Here is a 14,072-nt window from a genome sequence, read left to right on the forward strand (position 1 = left end):
ACCTTCGGTTCATTGTGGTGGTGCCGCTGGCGTCGCGACCGGTCCGGCCAAGCTCCATTCCTCGATCGCGACATTCTTGTCCATATAGCCGAGCTCTCTCGCGTATTTGAAAAACAACGACAAGCCTTCGCGCTGTCCCGCCTCGAAATCGTGGTTCAGCCCGTCGAAGTAGCTTTTCCAATAGGCCTCGGTACCGCCGACGGATCGAAGCGCGTGCTCGATCACAGGCCGCATGTCGCCGTACGAACGCCGCTTGGCGTTGACCAAGGCCCCGTAGATCTCTCCGATGTCCGCAGACTTCTCGGCGGCGGCCTCCCGTCTGACGGCCCATACCGCGAAGGTCATCCACATGCCCGTAAACCGATACCAGCTGTCCGACAGGTCGACGACCTCGTAGCCATGGTTTACCCAGGAGGCCCGAATGGCGTGGTCGCCGATGAGAAGCGCGGCGTCGGCATGCTTCAGCATCGAATCAAGGTCAGGTTCGGCGGATTCGTATACCGGATGGCCGCCGTGAAATTTTTCCATCAAAATTTTTAATAGATTCACCGAGGTAGCCGACGTGGTCGTCATGGCGATCCGACCGCCGTCCAGCACCTTTTTTGAGCGGTGACTTCAGGAACAGCAGAATCGACTGTACGGGACCGCGTGCGCTCACCGACAGATTCGGAAGCAGTACGTAGTCTTCGCTGTTAAGGCCATAGGCGAACGAAGAGATCGCCGCCATGTCGATCGCGCCTTCGCGCAGCCGCCGGTTGAGCTCGGCGGGCATTGCCCGCACCAGCTTAGGCGCGCAGCGGAGCTGCTCGGGCTCGAAGTGATGGAACACTGGCCATACGTTCGTATAGTCGATTCTGCCGATCCGGATCGGCTCCGTTCGGTCAAGATTCATTGCTTTCGCCCCATCTGCTGTATAAATGATGATCCAGTCCCATGACGTCCATGATCTTGCCGGTCATGAACCTGACGACATCTTCAAGCGACTGCGGACCTTGGTAAAACGCGGGCATCGCAGGAATGATGCGGACGCCGATCCGAGCGAGCTTCAGCATGTTTTCCAAATGCACCGCACTAAGCGGCGTCTCACGCGGCACCAGCAGCAGCGGGCGCCCTTCCTTCATCGTTACGTCGGCCGCCCGCGTCAACAGGTTGTCCGAGCTGGCGTGGGCGATCGCGGAGAGCGTCCCCATCGAGCAAGGGACGACGACCATCCCCTCGCATCGAAAGGACCCGCTTGCGATCGCGGCGCCAATATCGCCGGGCGGATAGTAGACCAGCTCGCCGCCTTCTATGTCCGCGAAAGCCTCGGCTACAGAAGCGGCGCGCTTGGTCGCGTTCCAGCCGAGCTCCTCCTTGAGCACGCGCCATCCCGCTTCGGAGATGACCAGGTGTACATCGATACCCGCTCTCAGCAGCTCCCGGCACAAGCTGATGCCATAAGTCGCACCGCTCGCGCCGGTAATTCCGACCGCCCAACGACGAGGACGATCCGCCTGCCTCACCATCTGTGCACCAGCACGAGATCAATGAAGGTAAACGCGAACAAAACCGTGCTAAGCACGCCGTTCATCGTAAAGAAAGCGGCATTCAGCTTGCTCAAATCGTTAGGCTTCACAAGCTGATGCTCATAGTAAAGCAGCACGGCCGCCACGATGGTGCCGGCCAGATACCACCAGCTGAGGTCCGTCATGGCTAGGAGCAAAACGAAGCCGGCGAGCGTGACGACATGCATGACCCTGGCGGTCATCAGTGCCGTGGCGATGCCGAAGCGCGCCGGGTATGAGTACAAGCCTTCCTTGCGGTCGAAGTCGACATCCTGGCAGGCGTATATAATATCGAAGCCCGTCGACCACAAGGCGACCGCCGCGAACAGCACGACTGCAGGCCATGTGATCGTCCCGGTGACGGCCACCCAGCCCCCGAGCGGGGCGAGTCCGAGCGTGAGCCCCAGCACAAGATGGCAGGCCCACGTGAAGCGCTTGGTGTAAGAATAGATGACCGTCATAAATACCGCGACCGGCATCAGCTTAAGCGCCAGCGGGTTCAACTGCGATGCCGCCCAGAACAGCAGAGCGAAGGAAACGATAACGAAGAGCACCGCTTCGGACGACTTCAGCAAGCCCGCAGGAATCGCTCTTCCCGCCGTTCGCGGGTTGCGCGCGTCGATGGCCTTGTCGATGATCCGGTTCAAACTCATCGCGGCCGTCCGCGCGCCGACCATCGCGAGCAGGATCCAACCGCACTGCGCCCACGAAGGCAGCTCGCGGTTAACGGTGACGGAGCCTAGGATCGTGCCGACGTAGGCGAAGGGCAAAGCGAATATCGTATGTTCAAACTTAATCATTTCGAGGAAAATCTTTAACTTCCGAATCATGCCCGTTCATTCCCTTTCTTCCCCATATGCAACGCCGCGACGCCGCCGGCTAGCGGATACGCGCGCACTTCCTGCAGGCCGGCCTCTCTGAACATCTCGGCAAGCCTCGGCAGGTCGGGAAAATCGGCCAGCGACTCGGGCAGCCAGCGGTACTGGTCGTACTTGCGCGCCACGAGCTTGCCGAGCAGGGGCATCAACTTTTTAAAGTAGAAATAATAAATGGCTTTAAACGGCTGCCAACCCGGCTTGGACATCTCCAGACAGACGACCTGTCCGCCCGGCTTGACGACGCGATGCATTTCGGAAAGTACCTTGGCGTAATCGGGCACGTTGCGAAGCCCGAAGCCGATCGTCACATAATCGAACGCGTTGTCCGCAAAAGGAAGCTCCATGGCGTTGCCCTGCACGAGCTCGATCTGTTTGTCCAAGCCCTTTTGCTTGACCTTCTCCCGGCCGACGGCGAGCATGCCGGCGCTGAAGTCCAGTCCGACGGTTCGTCCGGTACGGCTCGCCTCGGCCAGCGCGATGGTCCAGTCGCAGGTGCCGCAGCAGAGATCCAGCGAAGTCTCGCCGTTTTTTTACGTTCATCTTGCGCATAGTGAATTTCCGCCACGCCTTGTGGCGGCGGAAGCTGATAATGTCGTTCATCATATCGTACTTCGGCGCGATGCTCTCGAAGACGGAATGAACGTGATTCTGCTTGGACTTCGCATCCATTCTGGTCATCCCAACTCCTTGATCGCCGCGGCCGGCACCCACGCCGGTCCCTGTAGAAACGGCTCGATTAAACTCGCCAGCTCCGCCGCCAGTTTGTCCGACGGAAGCTTGGGCAGCATCGCTTGGAGCTGTCCGGCGGACTGCCTCAGCTGTGCGACGAGCTTGTCCGCAACGCCATACTTGTCCATCAGCTGGCGAAGCAGGCCGTGATCGTCCGCCCGCTCCTCGAGCGCTCTCCGGTCCTCGGCGCTGCCTTCGCCCATGACATGCCATACGCCCCAGCTTCCGCTCAGCTCATCCGGGCGCTGAAGCCGGAGCAGTTCTTGGAGGAGCAGCTCGCACCGGGAAAAGCGTTCGACGAGCTCGGGCCACAGCTTGGCATACATGCCGTTCATCAGATGGCCGAACGACATGAAAAGAACGCCCCGGATCGCTGAACCGTAGCTGACGTATTCTTCGGCGTTCATGCGCATTTGCTTCATTTTGCCGTACAAGGACATCTTGATCCGATTCACTTCGCATACCGCTTCGCTCAGCCGCTTGACCGTTTCGATCTGGCCGGCTTGGGACAGCAAATGATAGAAACGGCCGCTGAAATAGTCGCCTGCCAGTACCTTCATCTGCCTGGCGCGCATTTGCTTCGTTTGGGCTTTGGCGCCGCTCTCTTCGTTTTCGACGAGATCGTGCGTATCGAGGCCCAGCTGGACCAAGGAAGTCGCGAGCGGATACAACTCCGCCTGTCCGCCCATCTCCTGCAGGTCCGCAAGCACGGCTTGAAGCAGACGAACGCGCCCTTCCGGGAACTCGGGCAGGTCCGTATGCCTAGCGATCATATCGTATTCTGTATATTTGCGGGCCAATTGCGCGATTGGTTTACGTGTCATGTTCAGCCTCCGGAGTTGCAAAACGCGGGTGTCGTCGCTTTTTCAATTGATTAATTATAACATAACCGTTTGCGCGCCGCATGAGACGCGCAAACCGTTCATTAAAATGCTAAATTTGCGAGCCAGGACCGCCCGGCCGCCGTCCAGTTCAAGCGAAATCGGGAAGCACGCGCCCCTTCGGACTGCATGGATTCGTTCAACGCCGCCCAATCCGCGGCCCTGATGTCAGCCGATGCGAGCAACACCCTGCGATCTTCCTCAGGGAAATAGATCCGTATCAAGAGCTGCCTGACATTGTTCACGCGCTCGAACGAAGCCCTGGACAGCTCGTATAGGTCCCCTAAAAGCGCTTCGGTGCCGCCCGAACCCGGCGCGACCGCCAGATCCACGCTTAGGATGCCGGGCTCCCATCTGACGCGGTTAATCGCATTCGCGAGCGGCAAAGGATCGATCAGATCGGCGACGCCCTCGTCTACGAGACGTTCGCTGCGAATCGGGACGAACAGCCCTTCCGCGCCCGATCGGGTGCGTTCAGGCCGAGCAGGTTGAATCAGGCTGAGCAGCACGATGACGCAAACGCCGGCCGCAAGCAGCGCAATCCCGCTCCACCAATGACGCATCGATATCCCTCCCGTGACCGAGCCTGGTCTTCGCTCCTTCCATTGTATAAATAAAAAGGGCAGGCTATGCCTGCTCTACGAGACATGCTTTAGTTGTCCGTCTCGACGATTCCGTACTTGGTCAATACCGTGGCTTTGCCGCGAATCTTAATGGCGGACGTATGGTCGGTAAATTGAGCGATCAGAACCTCGCCTTTGTCCAGCTTCTCCGTATGGTGAAATCGGGTATCCTGCCCGCGCGTCAATCCGATCACGTTCACGCCGCTTTCTTTGGCTTTGACCACGATATAATCCGCTTGGTTAGGTAATTCCATATCGACTGCCTCCTTGTCATCTTTTTGACGGCTGTCTGCCTCAAAATTAGAACGGCTCTACTAATTAAAAACAGCTCCCCGGGTCGAAGCCGCGGGAAGCAGTCTTGTTCACGTATGTAATGGTCGGAACGGCGGGATTCGAACCCACGACCTCACCCACCCCAAGGGTGCGCGCTACCAGACTGTGCTACGTCCCGGAATAATAGCGAACGTATGTGATTATAGCATGCTCTACGATTCGCTTGCAAGCTTAACTCGATCGTTCGAAAAAATATTTGGAGCGATCGATCCCAGGTAGCCGACGGCGATCTAGCAGTGCCGTCGGCCATTCCTCTTAAGCTTTGGAAGGCTTGAGATTCAATCTGTAAGCAGGCGCCTCGGAACCTTCACGGAGGAATGCGACCAAGTCCTTGTGATGGGCCCTGGACACCGGCGCGCTGATGCCGCCTTCAAAAAACACGCGCCCGAGATCTCCGTCGTACCGCTGGATTTTATCCGTTTGCACCAAATAGCCGCGTTCGACTTTTCGGAAGCCTTCACCGGATAAGTAGCGGTCGAATTCTTCAAGGGAGCTGAGATGGCTGAAGACGCCGTACGATGTCTGAAACTTGATAACTCCGTTCTCGATGAACTGGAACAGCACATCTTCGAGCGGAATCTCGATCACTTCAACCTCTTTGCCGCGGCGAATGGAAACCGGAATCAATTTGCTCATCTGCGGAGCTCCTTCGGCATTGTAGGTTTGTTCAGGAATACGTAGCAGCCCGTAAATGCGAACAAGGAAGCGACAGCTACCAGCAGGGAACCTACCATACTGTATGCGCGTTTTTTCATTTTTCTTCACCTCCTTCCTTAAATGGCAGCAGAAGCGTCTGGACCGCGAAGGTCAAAGCGAGCAGATCGGATCGAATCCACAGATTCGAAACGACGATCGCGAGCCCGATCGCCTTGAGAATCGGATAGTGTCTCGGCTTGATCCATGCGTATTTGTCGAAGTTGGAAGGCGCGAAAATCGCGACCATCGCGAAGGCAAAAATCGTCAGCCCGAGCGACCATGCATTCGAGAGGTGGATATGCGGGATCAACGTCAAGACGATCGTAGAACCGACGATACAGCCGACGTTCGAGTGCAGGTGATATCCTCCCGTCGCCAGACGGAGAATCGCAAAGGATACGATGACGGCCAAGGTCGCTGCCGGCTCTCCGGTCACCAAGCCCAGTACAAGCGTGACCGTCGCGATGAGCACCGTATTGACGATGATCTTGAGCGCGTATTCAATGACGTCCGCCGAAGGCGCCTGAACGCCCGCTTCGGTCATCCTGAAGTTGAGGCCTTCCGAATATTTACGCAGCATCCTCATTGTCCTTCCTTAAAGCGATATAAAGAAACGGCGGCAAGGTTAATATGAATACGAGACTCGCGTAAACGACGTAATCTTCGAATTCATTGCGGAATACGTAGGCTAGCACCATAAACGCGACGATCGCAGAAATGATGACGGCAATCAACGTCGCATTGGTCCCTTTGAACTCCAAATCGTGCCTGCGCGAGGTCGGCACGAAGTCGAATCCCCAATTGAATCGCTTGATGATGCGAGCGACGACGAACATCAAGATAAACGTGAGCAGCTGCGCCGATACGCTGATCGCCTCGTCGTCCTTGATCGTCTCGACGGATATGGAGTTGTACCGCCCCAGTGCGAGGATCGTGACGCCTTGGACGACGATAAGCAGCGATAGACCTGCGAAATTCATAATGATCGAATAGAAAATCGGGACCCGAAACAGAATCCATAAAATGATGACGTAGAGAAAGAATTGTATATAAGTCGAAAGGTTCACGGTCTCCGGATTCAATCTCGTAAAGTAGGAAACCTGGCTCATCATGAACGCAACGATCGATACGGTGATGAAGGCCCTCCTGTTGAGTCGGAAGCGAAAAAGGGAAAACATGACCAGGAAAACGCCGAAGCATTCGATGGCGGCTCCTACTATGAATGGTACATAATGCATTGGCTTTGAGCCCCTTTTATCTAAAATACTATAAAACGATAAAATCATCCACTGTTGGAAGATATTATTTTACAAAATCCACCTGAATACCTATTCTGATAAAATACTAACATTCGTGTCGATGCGTGTAAATCGCTTTATCGCAAAATATGAAGCCGGCCGCGAGGACCGCCAAAGAATAGAAAAAGCCATCTTCGCCCTTGATACAGGCTAAGATGGCTTCCCGTGCGCAGCGTACCCGGCACGCGGTATGTAGCGCTAGCGCCAAACGCTTAGGTCTTATTATTTAATTCCGTCCTTGAGCGCCTTCCCCGGCTTGAACGCGGGGATCTTGCCTGCCGGAATCTCGATCTCGTCGCCGGTCTGCGGGTTCCGGCCTTTGCGGGCGGAGCGTTCGCGAACCTCGAAGTTGCCGAAGCCGACGAGCTGTACTTTATCGCCGGATTGGAGCGCTTCGGAGATGACGTCGAAAACGGCGTCCACCGCGGATGTCGCGTCCTTCTTGGAAAGGTCGGCAAGCTCGGAAACCTTCGCGATCAGTTCGGTCTTGTTCAATGCATTCACCTCCCATACGGACAACTGGCGTAGTATCTGTTTATCCGTTTCAACGAAAATTATACACATGAAAACGGCGGCGCCGCAAGCGGCAAGCGGCGCGCGCCCGATATTCACGCTCTTCGGCGGCTCAAATGCACGAACGTGACGGTCAGCGCGAGCACTAAGACGGCCCCTTTAATAATATCCGTCGTGTAATATTGGACATGCAGCATCGTCAAGCCGTTGATCAGGATGCCCGTCAGGACGGCCCCTACGAAAGTCCCGATAATGTTCGGGCGGCCGGCTCCGAAAACGGAGTAGCCGACGAAAACGGCCGCGACGGCGTCCATTAGCATAGGCGCGCCGGCGTCGATCTGGCCGGACCCGACGCGCGCGGTGTACAGAATGCCGCCGATGGCGGCGAAGACGCCCGATGCGACGTAAGCCCACGCGCGGACGCGACGAACCCGGACCCCGGACAGACGCGCGGCCTCCTCGTTTCCGCCGGTCATCGTGGTCTGGCGGCCGAAGCGCGTATATTTAAGAAACACGTGCGCCCCGATCACCGCCAGGATCATTAATATGACCGGGAAGGGAACGCCGAACAGCTTGCCTTGGCCGATCCAAAGAAAATCGGGGTTCATGACGCCAGGGGCCTTGGTGCCGTCCTGGAACTGCATGTTGTTATAGATCGAATACCCCTTCGTGTAGGTCTTGTGAATGCCGCTCACGATGTACATGACCGCCAAGGTGGCCAATAGGTCGGGAATCCGGACCTTGACGATCAGAAAGGCGTTCAGCAGGCCTACGACGGCTCCGATGAGCAGTGGCACGACGAGCACGACCGCCAGCGGCAGCTCGTACCAGATCATCATCGTGGCCGTGGCGACCGTCGTCAGCGATACCGTGGACCCGACGGACAGATCAAAGCCGTCGACCGTCAGCGAGATGGTCACCCCGATCGCCACGAAGGTGAGAATCGAGATCGACCGCAAAATGTCCACGAGATTCGAATAAGTGAAAAAGTATTCGTTGCGCAGCGAAAAAAACAAGATGACGAGCCCGATAAAAATAAGCGCGCCGTATTTGTACGAAAATTGCAACAGCCGGTTGTTCACGCCAGATCCTCCTTGCCTGCGCTCGCGTAATAAAGAAGCTCTTCCATGGTGACGCTGCCTCGGGCGAACTGCTTGACGATCGCGCCGTCGCACATCACGAGGATGCGGTCCGCGAGCCCCAGCGCCTCGGCGAATTCGCAGGTCAAGTACAGGATGCCCTTGCCTGCCGCGGCCAGCTCGCCGATGATGCGGAAAATGTCGCGCTTCGCGCCGACGTCCACGCCTTTGGTCGGCTCGTCGAACATAAATACTTCCGCGTCCGTCGCCATCCATTTGCCGATCGCGACCTTCTGCTGGTTGCCGCCGCTTAAATAGCCGACGAGCTGGCCGGTCGAGGCCGTACGGATGCCAAGCTGGCCGACCATGCCTTCCGCGTGCTTGCGCTCTGACAGCCTGGAAAGAAAGCCGAGCGCGCCGCTCAGCTGCTTCAAAATCGGCAAACTCAGATTATGGAGGACCGAAGAGCCGACCAGAATGCCTTCCTTGCGCCGCTCTTCCGGCACGAGCGCGATCCCGGCGCGGACGGCATCCGCCGGCGATGCGGCGCTCACCTTCTTGCCGGCGATCTTAACCTTGCCCCGGTCTGCCGGATCCGCTCCGAACAGCAGTCTCGACAGCTCCGTCTTGCCTGCGCCGACGAGGCCGACGACCGCGACGATCTCGCCGCGGCGAACGGTGAGGTTCACGCCCCGAACGCGATGACCGGCCGCGATGTCCTCGACCTCGAACAGCGTCTCGCCGATCGGTAAGGTCGCCTTCGGATATTCCTCCTCGAAGCTGCGGCCGAGCATCGCTCGAACGATATCGCCCGATTCCACCGCCGATGCCGGCTCGGACAGCACGACCTTGCCGTCGCGCATGACGGTGATCCGGTCGCTGACCTGCTTGACTTCGGGCAGCCGATGCGAAATAAATACGATGCCGATGCCTTGCTTTTTCAGCTCGTCCATGATGCCGAAGAGCCGGTCCGCTTCTTCAAGGCTAAGCGGGGCCGTAGGCTCGTCGAGAATGACGAATTTGGCCTCCTGCGCGAGGAGCCTGGCGATCAGCACGATCTGCTTTTCCGCCAGGGTAAGCTCGTCCGCCCTGCGCTTGACCGGAATACGCGATCCGATCCGGGCAAGCACCGCTTCCGCCTCCCGGCCGATGGCCGCCCAGTTCATCCACATCGGTCCCTTGCCTGCCGCGATCCGGTCTAGCATCATGTTTTCGGCCACGCTGAGATGCGGTACCAAGGACGTGTCGACCTCCTGGTAGACGCAGTGAATGCCTTCCGCCTTGGCGTCGGCCGGCGACGCAATCGACAGCTCGCGCTCTCCGATCCGGATCGTGCCGCCGTCAGCTTCGTATGCGCCGGACAATATTTTCATCAGCGTGCTTTTGCCGGCGCCGTTCGCGCCGAGCAGCGCATGCACTTCCCCCCGGGCGCAGCGTAAAGTCGACGCCGCCGAGCGCGCTGACGCCGGCGAACGATTTCGATATGTCTTTCATCGCGAGCGATAAGGCGTCGCTCATTTGCGCTCCTCCTTTCGGGATATCTCTCCGATCGCAATACAGGACGGCGCGGTCAGAATCCCGCGCCGTCCTCGTGTCTACCTTATTTTACTTGGCGCCGACGGATTGCTCAAGCGCCTTGAGGTAATCCGTGTTGCCCGTATCGCTCGCGCCCCATCCGTCCACGTATTGGGACAGATCGGCGGTCGTTACTTTCTTGTCCGTCGGCAGCGCGTCGCGGCTTACGTATACGGAGTCGAGCTGAACCGTCGGTGGCGTTTCGTCGCCGTGCAGCTTTTGGTACAGGTAACGGACTTGGACTTGACCGATCGATGCCGGATCGACGGCCGCGGAAGCTACCCACGGGCTCGTCGGATCTTGAATCAGCGCGAGGTCTTCGTCGCTCAGGTCGATGCCGTAAATCTTGATCTCGTCGCGGCCGGCTTGCTTGACTGCGTTGGCTGCGCCCTTGGCGAACTCGTCCCAAGCCGCCCAGATGGCGGTGATGCTGCCCTTTTCCGGATATTGCTTGAGGATCGCTTCGGTCTTCGTCTGCGCGTCGAGCTGCGCGCCGTCCGCGGTGCCGAATGCCGCGATTTCTTTAATGTCCGGGTTAGCGTCCAAAAATGCCTTGTAGGCGATCTGGCGGGACTCCATCGGCGGGAAGCCTGCAACCCAAATCTTGACGATGCTGCCCTTGCCGCCCGAATCCTTCGAGAGCGCGGCAAGCGTCTGCTCGGCCATCTTCTGGTCGTTCTGCGCGATGCTCGTGACGCCGGCGTTGGTCAGGCCCGAGTCGAATGCCACGACAGGGATGCCGGCCGCGATAGCCTTGTCCACGCCCGCGGTCAGCGCGCCTGCGTCGCCGTGGTCGAGCAGGATGCCGTCGTACTTCTGGGTAACGGCGGCGTCCAGGTTCGTCGCCATGACGTCGAGCTTGTTGTCGGAAGGAATGACGGTCAACTGGCCGCCGAACTTTTCGACTTGCTTTTTAACGCCGTCGACGTACTGGGCGGAAAACGTGCCCGTGTTCAGGCGCATGATCAGCGCGATCTTCTTGCCCTTAAGCGCATCTGCGTCTCCGCCGGCGTCGGATGCGGACGGCGACGCCGATTCGGATGCCGAAGCGGACGGAGATGCCGATGCCGAGCCGCCGGATGCGGCATTGTTGTTGTTTTTGTTGCCGCATGCGGCCAGGAGCAGAACAAGCGCCAACGTCAGCGCGAGCCAGGTCCCAAAACGAAATTGCTTTTTCACTAGAATGGCCTCCCTAATCTATTAAATCATTCTGTCAAATAATATATTCTTTATTACCAAGTATGTCAATTGGTTTTTGTGTTTATAGACCATCGGCTATCATACACAAGAATCTATTTTAGGCGAACGATGTCGATATAACAAGAATAAAATAAGAACCTGTCGCCCTCCTTCGTCCTCGCAACGCAAAAAACCCGCGAGCCTTTAACGGCGCGCGGGCTTTGCGTTTAAAGGATAATGGCGATGAGTCCGCCTGAGCCTTCGTTGATGATACGGCCGAGCGTTTCTTGCAGTTTGTAGCGGGCGTTGTCCGGCATCATGGCGATCTTGCCTTGAATGCCCTCCCGGACGATGGAGTGCAGCGAGCGCCCGAAGATGTCAGAATCCCAGATCTTGATCGGATCCTTCTCGAAGTCCTGCATGAGGTAGCGCACGAGCTCCTCGCTCTGCTTTTCCGTACCGATGATCGGCGCGAACTCCGATTCGACGTCGACGCGGATCAAATGGATCGAAGGCGCGGTCGCCTTAAGCCGGACGCCGAATCGCGAGCCCTGCCGGATGAGCTCCGGCTCGTCGAGCTGCATCTCCGCAAGCGTCGGCGCCGCGATGCCGTAGCCGGTCGTCTTCACCATTTCGAGCGCCTCGGCGAAGCGATCGTACTCCCGCTTGGCGTGGGAGAACTCCTGCATCAGCTGCAGCAAGTGGTCTTTGCCGCGGATTTCCGTACCGACGACCTCTTGCAAGATCCGGTCGTACAATTCGTCCGGCGCGTACAGGTCGATCTCGGCGACGCCTTGACCCATGTTGAGACCGCTGAGACCGGCGCGGTCGACGAAGTCGTATTCGAGGAACTGCGAGACGACGCGGTCGACGTCGCGCAGGCGACGAATGTCGCGGACGGTGTCGCGGACCGAATTTTCGTAGCTCGATCGCAGCCAGTGCTGCTCCTGCAGGACCATGACCCAGCTCGGCAGGTTGACGTTGACTTCGTGGACGGGGAATTCGTAGAGCACCTCGCGCAGTACGCCGAGCACCTCGTCCTCGCCCATCGACGCCACGCTCAGCGTGATGGCGGGTATATCGTATTTGGCGGCAAGCTCGGCGCGGAGCGCCTGCGCTTCATCGCTTTTCGGCCTCGTCGAGTTGACGATCAGCACGAACGGCTTGCCGACCTCCTTAAGCTCTGCAATGACGCGCTCCTCCGCCTCGACGTAGGAGCTGCGCGGGATTTCCGCAATCGTACCGTCGGTCGTTACGACGACGCCCAGGGTCGAATGCTCCTGGATCACCTTCCGCGTGCCGATTTCCGCCGCTTCCTGGAACGGAATCGCTTCCTCGAACCAAGGCGTGGTAATCATGCGAGGACCGTTTTCGTCCTCGTAGCCTTTGGCGCCCTCGACCGCGTAGCCGACGCAATCGACCAGCCGAACGTTGACCTCGAGGCCTTCGCTGACTTTGATCTGAACGGCGTTGTTCGGCACGAACTTGGGCTCCGTCGTCATGATCGTACGGCCCGCCGCGCTCTGCGGCAGTTCGTCGACCGCCCTGACGCGATCCGCTTCATGTGCGATGTTCGGCAGCACGACCGTTTCCACGAATCGCTTGATAAAGGTCGATTTGCCTGTCCGGACGGCGCCGACGACCCCGAGGTAGATGTCGCCGCCCGTACGTTCGGCGATATCTTTGAAAATATCCACTTTTTCCACTGAGATTCCCTCCCCTTCGTAATCGCGAAGCCTGCGGTTCCGTCAGCGCGACGGACTCGTACATGAACTTGGACTAGTATCATTGTATGTGCCATGCCGGCGAATATGACGAGCGGTCGTAATTTTTAAAGCGCCCCGCCCGCCTTTCGCTCATCCAAATGATCTTATGACAGGAACAGGGCGCCTATGTCCGGAGAAGCAACAAAAAAAACCGTTCCGCAAGCGGAACGGTTCGGCCGTTATGGCCATTTCGCTTATTTAAGAGAAGCCCGCGGTTCGCCGTCGACCAGCCGATAAATCGGCGATTTGACGGGAACGTAAAACGATTCGTCCGCCAGCAGCGCTCGCAAATCGTCCGCCTCGCTAGGCTTGGCTTGCGATTTTTCCAAAGCCTTGACGATATCGATGCCGTAATCGGCGTAGACGGCGCTGCCGGGATCGATCATGAGCTCGATCACCCGGCCGGTGTACATGCTGCGGATCGCCGGATCGTCGATGCCGAGCGCGTTGTAATCGACCCTGCGGAAGTCCGGATAGATCTCGTCCGCAACCGGCTGCTTCCCTTTATGCTTAAGCACGTAAGCGTTCACCTTCGACTGGACCGCGCCGATCGCCTGGTAGACGGCCAGATCCAGCAGCTTCACTTTGGGGTCTTTCTCTTCGTCGACGATGAGAAACTGGTTGGAGCCGCCGCTCTCGAACGCCTCCTTGGGAATGTCGGTCACATATCCCATCCGCTTCAGCTTGGCGAAGTCAAGACGGAATTTCTCGTATAACGGCGTCCCCTCCGAAGCATTTTCGATCGGCAAAAGCCCCGTGTCCTTGCGGTAGCTGTCGACCGCGGCCTGTACGGCGTTCACCGCTTCTTTGGCCGACACCTGATTCGAAGGCGTGTATTCGTCCGGGTACAAGCAGCCGGCCAGCGGCAGCAGCGCGAGCGCGACTGCGAACATCGCAGCTCGCTTAGCCGCCAGCCGGACGTTAATCATCCATTGCGTCCTGTTCAAATCCAAAAGCCCCCCCGTGTTCGCTTTCATT

General features: G+C 58.0%; 16 protein-coding genes, 1 tRNA gene and 2 pseudogenes. All 19 read right to left on the bottom strand.

Annotated features, from left to right (window positions below; translation table 11 throughout):
• Positions 1-9: 9 nt before the first annotated feature.
• Positions 10-573 carry a menaquinone biosynthesis protein gene (locus OMP38_RS34360; protein ID WP_338130382.1) on the bottom strand — a complete coding sequence of 188 codons (564 nt, stop codon included), beginning with the start codon at positions 571-573 and terminating at the stop codon, positions 10-12.
• Positions 479-892, bottom strand: coding sequence for an MqnA/MqnD/SBP family protein (locus OMP38_RS34365; RefSeq protein WP_338130383.1), 414 nt, complete (start codon positions 890-892; stop codon positions 479-481). The genes OMP38_RS34360 and OMP38_RS34365 overlap by 95 nt, the downstream gene beginning before the upstream one ends.
• Positions 882-1,505, bottom strand: a complete 624-nt coding sequence (locus tag OMP38_RS01485; RefSeq protein WP_277563580.1) for a UbiX family flavin prenyltransferase — start codon at positions 1,503-1,505, stop codon at positions 882-884. The genes OMP38_RS34365 and OMP38_RS01485 overlap by 11 nt, the downstream gene beginning before the upstream one ends.
• Positions 1,499-2,374 carry a UbiA-like polyprenyltransferase gene (locus OMP38_RS01490; RefSeq protein ID WP_277563581.1) on the bottom strand — a complete coding sequence of 292 codons (876 nt, stop codon included), beginning with the start codon at positions 2,372-2,374 and terminating at the stop codon, positions 1,499-1,501. Before OMP38_RS01490 ends, OMP38_RS01485 begins: the two co-directional genes overlap by 7 nt.
• Positions 2,371-3,091, bottom strand: a pseudogene (locus tag OMP38_RS01495) (demethylmenaquinone methyltransferase). Before OMP38_RS01495 ends, OMP38_RS01490 begins: the two are co-directional and overlap by 4 nt.
• A 5-nt stretch (positions 3,092-3,096) precedes the next feature.
• On the bottom strand, positions 3,097-3,975 hold the full coding sequence (locus OMP38_RS01500; RefSeq protein WP_277563582.1) for a heptaprenyl diphosphate synthase component 1: 879 nt from the start codon (positions 3,973-3,975) through the stop codon (positions 3,097-3,099).
• A 101-nt stretch (positions 3,976-4,076) separates the two neighbouring features.
• On the bottom strand, positions 4,077-4,595 hold the full coding sequence (locus OMP38_RS01505) for a hypothetical protein (protein WP_277563583.1): 519 nt from the start codon (positions 4,593-4,595) through the stop codon (positions 4,077-4,079).
• Positions 4,596-4,684: 89 nt separating this feature from the next.
• Positions 4,685-4,909 (bottom strand): trp RNA-binding attenuation protein MtrB, encoded by a 225-nt coding sequence (gene mtrB, locus OMP38_RS01510; protein WP_277536868.1) that lies wholly within the window; start codon positions 4,907-4,909, stop codon positions 4,685-4,687.
• A gap of 120 nt (positions 4,910-5,029) precedes the next feature.
• A tRNA-Pro gene (locus tag OMP38_RS01515) sits at positions 5,030-5,106 on the bottom strand.
• A 137-nt stretch (positions 5,107-5,243) separates the two neighbouring features.
• Positions 5,244-5,624, bottom strand: a complete 381-nt coding sequence (locus OMP38_RS01520; RefSeq protein WP_420869574.1) for a LytTR family transcriptional regulator DNA-binding domain-containing protein — start codon at positions 5,622-5,624, stop codon at positions 5,244-5,246.
• Positions 5,621-5,743 (bottom strand): AgrD family cyclic lactone autoinducer peptide, encoded by a 123-nt coding sequence (locus OMP38_RS35450; protein WP_420869575.1) that lies wholly within the window; start codon positions 5,741-5,743, stop codon positions 5,621-5,623. Before OMP38_RS35450 ends, OMP38_RS01520 begins: the two co-directional genes overlap by 4 nt.
• Complete coding sequence (locus OMP38_RS01525; RefSeq protein ID WP_277563585.1) at positions 5,740-6,264, bottom strand: accessory gene regulator B family protein; 525 nt, start codon at positions 6,262-6,264, stop codon at positions 5,740-5,742. Before OMP38_RS01525 ends, OMP38_RS35450 begins: the two co-directional genes overlap by 4 nt.
• Complete coding sequence (locus tag OMP38_RS01530) at positions 6,254-6,796, bottom strand: hypothetical protein (protein WP_277563586.1); 543 nt, start codon at positions 6,794-6,796, stop codon at positions 6,254-6,256. Before OMP38_RS01530 ends, OMP38_RS01525 begins: the two co-directional genes overlap by 11 nt.
• A gap of 408 nt (positions 6,797-7,204) precedes the next feature.
• A complete protein-coding gene (locus OMP38_RS01535; RefSeq protein ID WP_090112863.1) occupies positions 7,205-7,477 on the bottom strand; it encodes an HU family DNA-binding protein in 273 nt (90 codons plus the stop codon).
• Between the two features lie 113 nt (positions 7,478-7,590).
• On the bottom strand, positions 7,591-8,577 hold the full coding sequence (locus tag OMP38_RS01540) for an ABC transporter permease (RefSeq protein WP_277563587.1): 987 nt from the start codon (positions 8,575-8,577) through the stop codon (positions 7,591-7,593).
• A pseudogene (locus OMP38_RS01545) lies at positions 8,574-10,092 on the bottom strand (sugar ABC transporter ATP-binding protein). Before OMP38_RS01545 ends, OMP38_RS01540 begins: the two are co-directional and overlap by 4 nt.
• An 87-nt stretch (positions 10,093-10,179) precedes the next feature.
• The gene (locus OMP38_RS01550; protein WP_277563588.1) at positions 10,180-11,328 is read right to left on the bottom strand and encodes a sugar ABC transporter substrate-binding protein; all 1,149 of its coding nucleotides are present in this window, start codon (positions 11,326-11,328) and stop codon (positions 10,180-10,182) included.
• A 227-nt stretch (positions 11,329-11,555) separates the two neighbouring features.
• A complete protein-coding gene (spoIVA, locus tag OMP38_RS01555) occupies positions 11,556-13,034 on the bottom strand; it encodes a stage IV sporulation protein A (RefSeq protein ID WP_277563589.1) in 1,479 nt (492 codons plus the stop codon).
• A gap of 254 nt (positions 13,035-13,288) precedes the next feature.
• Positions 13,289-14,041 carry a hypothetical protein gene (locus OMP38_RS01560; RefSeq protein WP_277563590.1) on the bottom strand — a complete coding sequence of 251 codons (753 nt, stop codon included), beginning with the start codon at positions 14,039-14,041 and terminating at the stop codon, positions 13,289-13,291.
• Positions 14,042-14,072: the final 31 nt, after the last annotated feature.

The sequence above is a fragment of the Cohnella ginsengisoli genome (genome assembly GCF_029525555.1).
GTDB classification, from domain to species: Bacteria; Bacillota; Bacilli; order Paenibacillales; family Paenibacillaceae; genus Cohnella; species Cohnella ginsengisoli.

What these genes read in the sequence shown, in the direction of transcription:
- OMP38_RS34360 (WP_338130382.1), bottom strand. Translation starts at nt 573, where the DNA reads ATGACGACCACGTCGGCTACCTCGGTGAATCTATTAAAAATTTTGATG.
- OMP38_RS34365 (WP_338130383.1), bottom strand. Translation starts at nt 892, where the DNA reads ATGAATCTTGACCGAACGGAGCCGATCCGGATCGGCAGAATCGACTAT.
- OMP38_RS01520 (WP_420869574.1), bottom strand. Translation starts at nt 5,624, where the DNA reads ATGAGCAAATTGATTCCGGTTTCCATTCGCCGCGGCAAAGAGGTTGAA.
- OMP38_RS01525 (WP_277563585.1), bottom strand. Translation starts at nt 6,264, where the DNA reads ATGCTGCGTAAATATTCGGAAGGCCTCAACTTCAGGATGACCGAAGCG.
- OMP38_RS01530 (WP_277563586.1), bottom strand. Translation starts at nt 6,796, where the DNA reads ATGATGAGCCAGGTTTCCTACTTTACGAGATTGAATCCGGAGACCGTG.
- OMP38_RS01490 (WP_277563581.1), bottom strand. Translation starts at nt 2,374, where the DNA reads ATGATTCGGAAGTTAAAGATTTTCCTCGAAATGATTAAGTTTGAACAT.
- OMP38_RS01505 (WP_277563583.1), bottom strand. Translation starts at nt 4,595, where the DNA reads ATGCGTCATTGGTGGAGCGGGATTGCGCTGCTTGCGGCCGGCGTTTGC.
- OMP38_RS01485 (WP_277563580.1), bottom strand. Translation starts at nt 1,505, where the DNA reads ATGGTGAGGCAGGCGGATCGTCCTCGTCGTTGGGCGGTCGGAATTACC.
- OMP38_RS01500 (WP_277563582.1), bottom strand. Translation starts at nt 3,975, where the DNA reads ATGACACGTAAACCAATCGCGCAATTGGCCCGCAAATATACAGAATAC.
- mtrB (WP_277536868.1), bottom strand. Translation starts at nt 4,909, where the DNA reads ATGGAATTACCTAACCAAGCGGATTATATCGTGGTCAAAGCCAAAGAA.
- OMP38_RS35450 (WP_420869575.1), bottom strand. Translation starts at nt 5,743, where the DNA reads ATGAAAAAACGCGCATACAGTATGGTAGGTTCCCTGCTGGTAGCTGTC.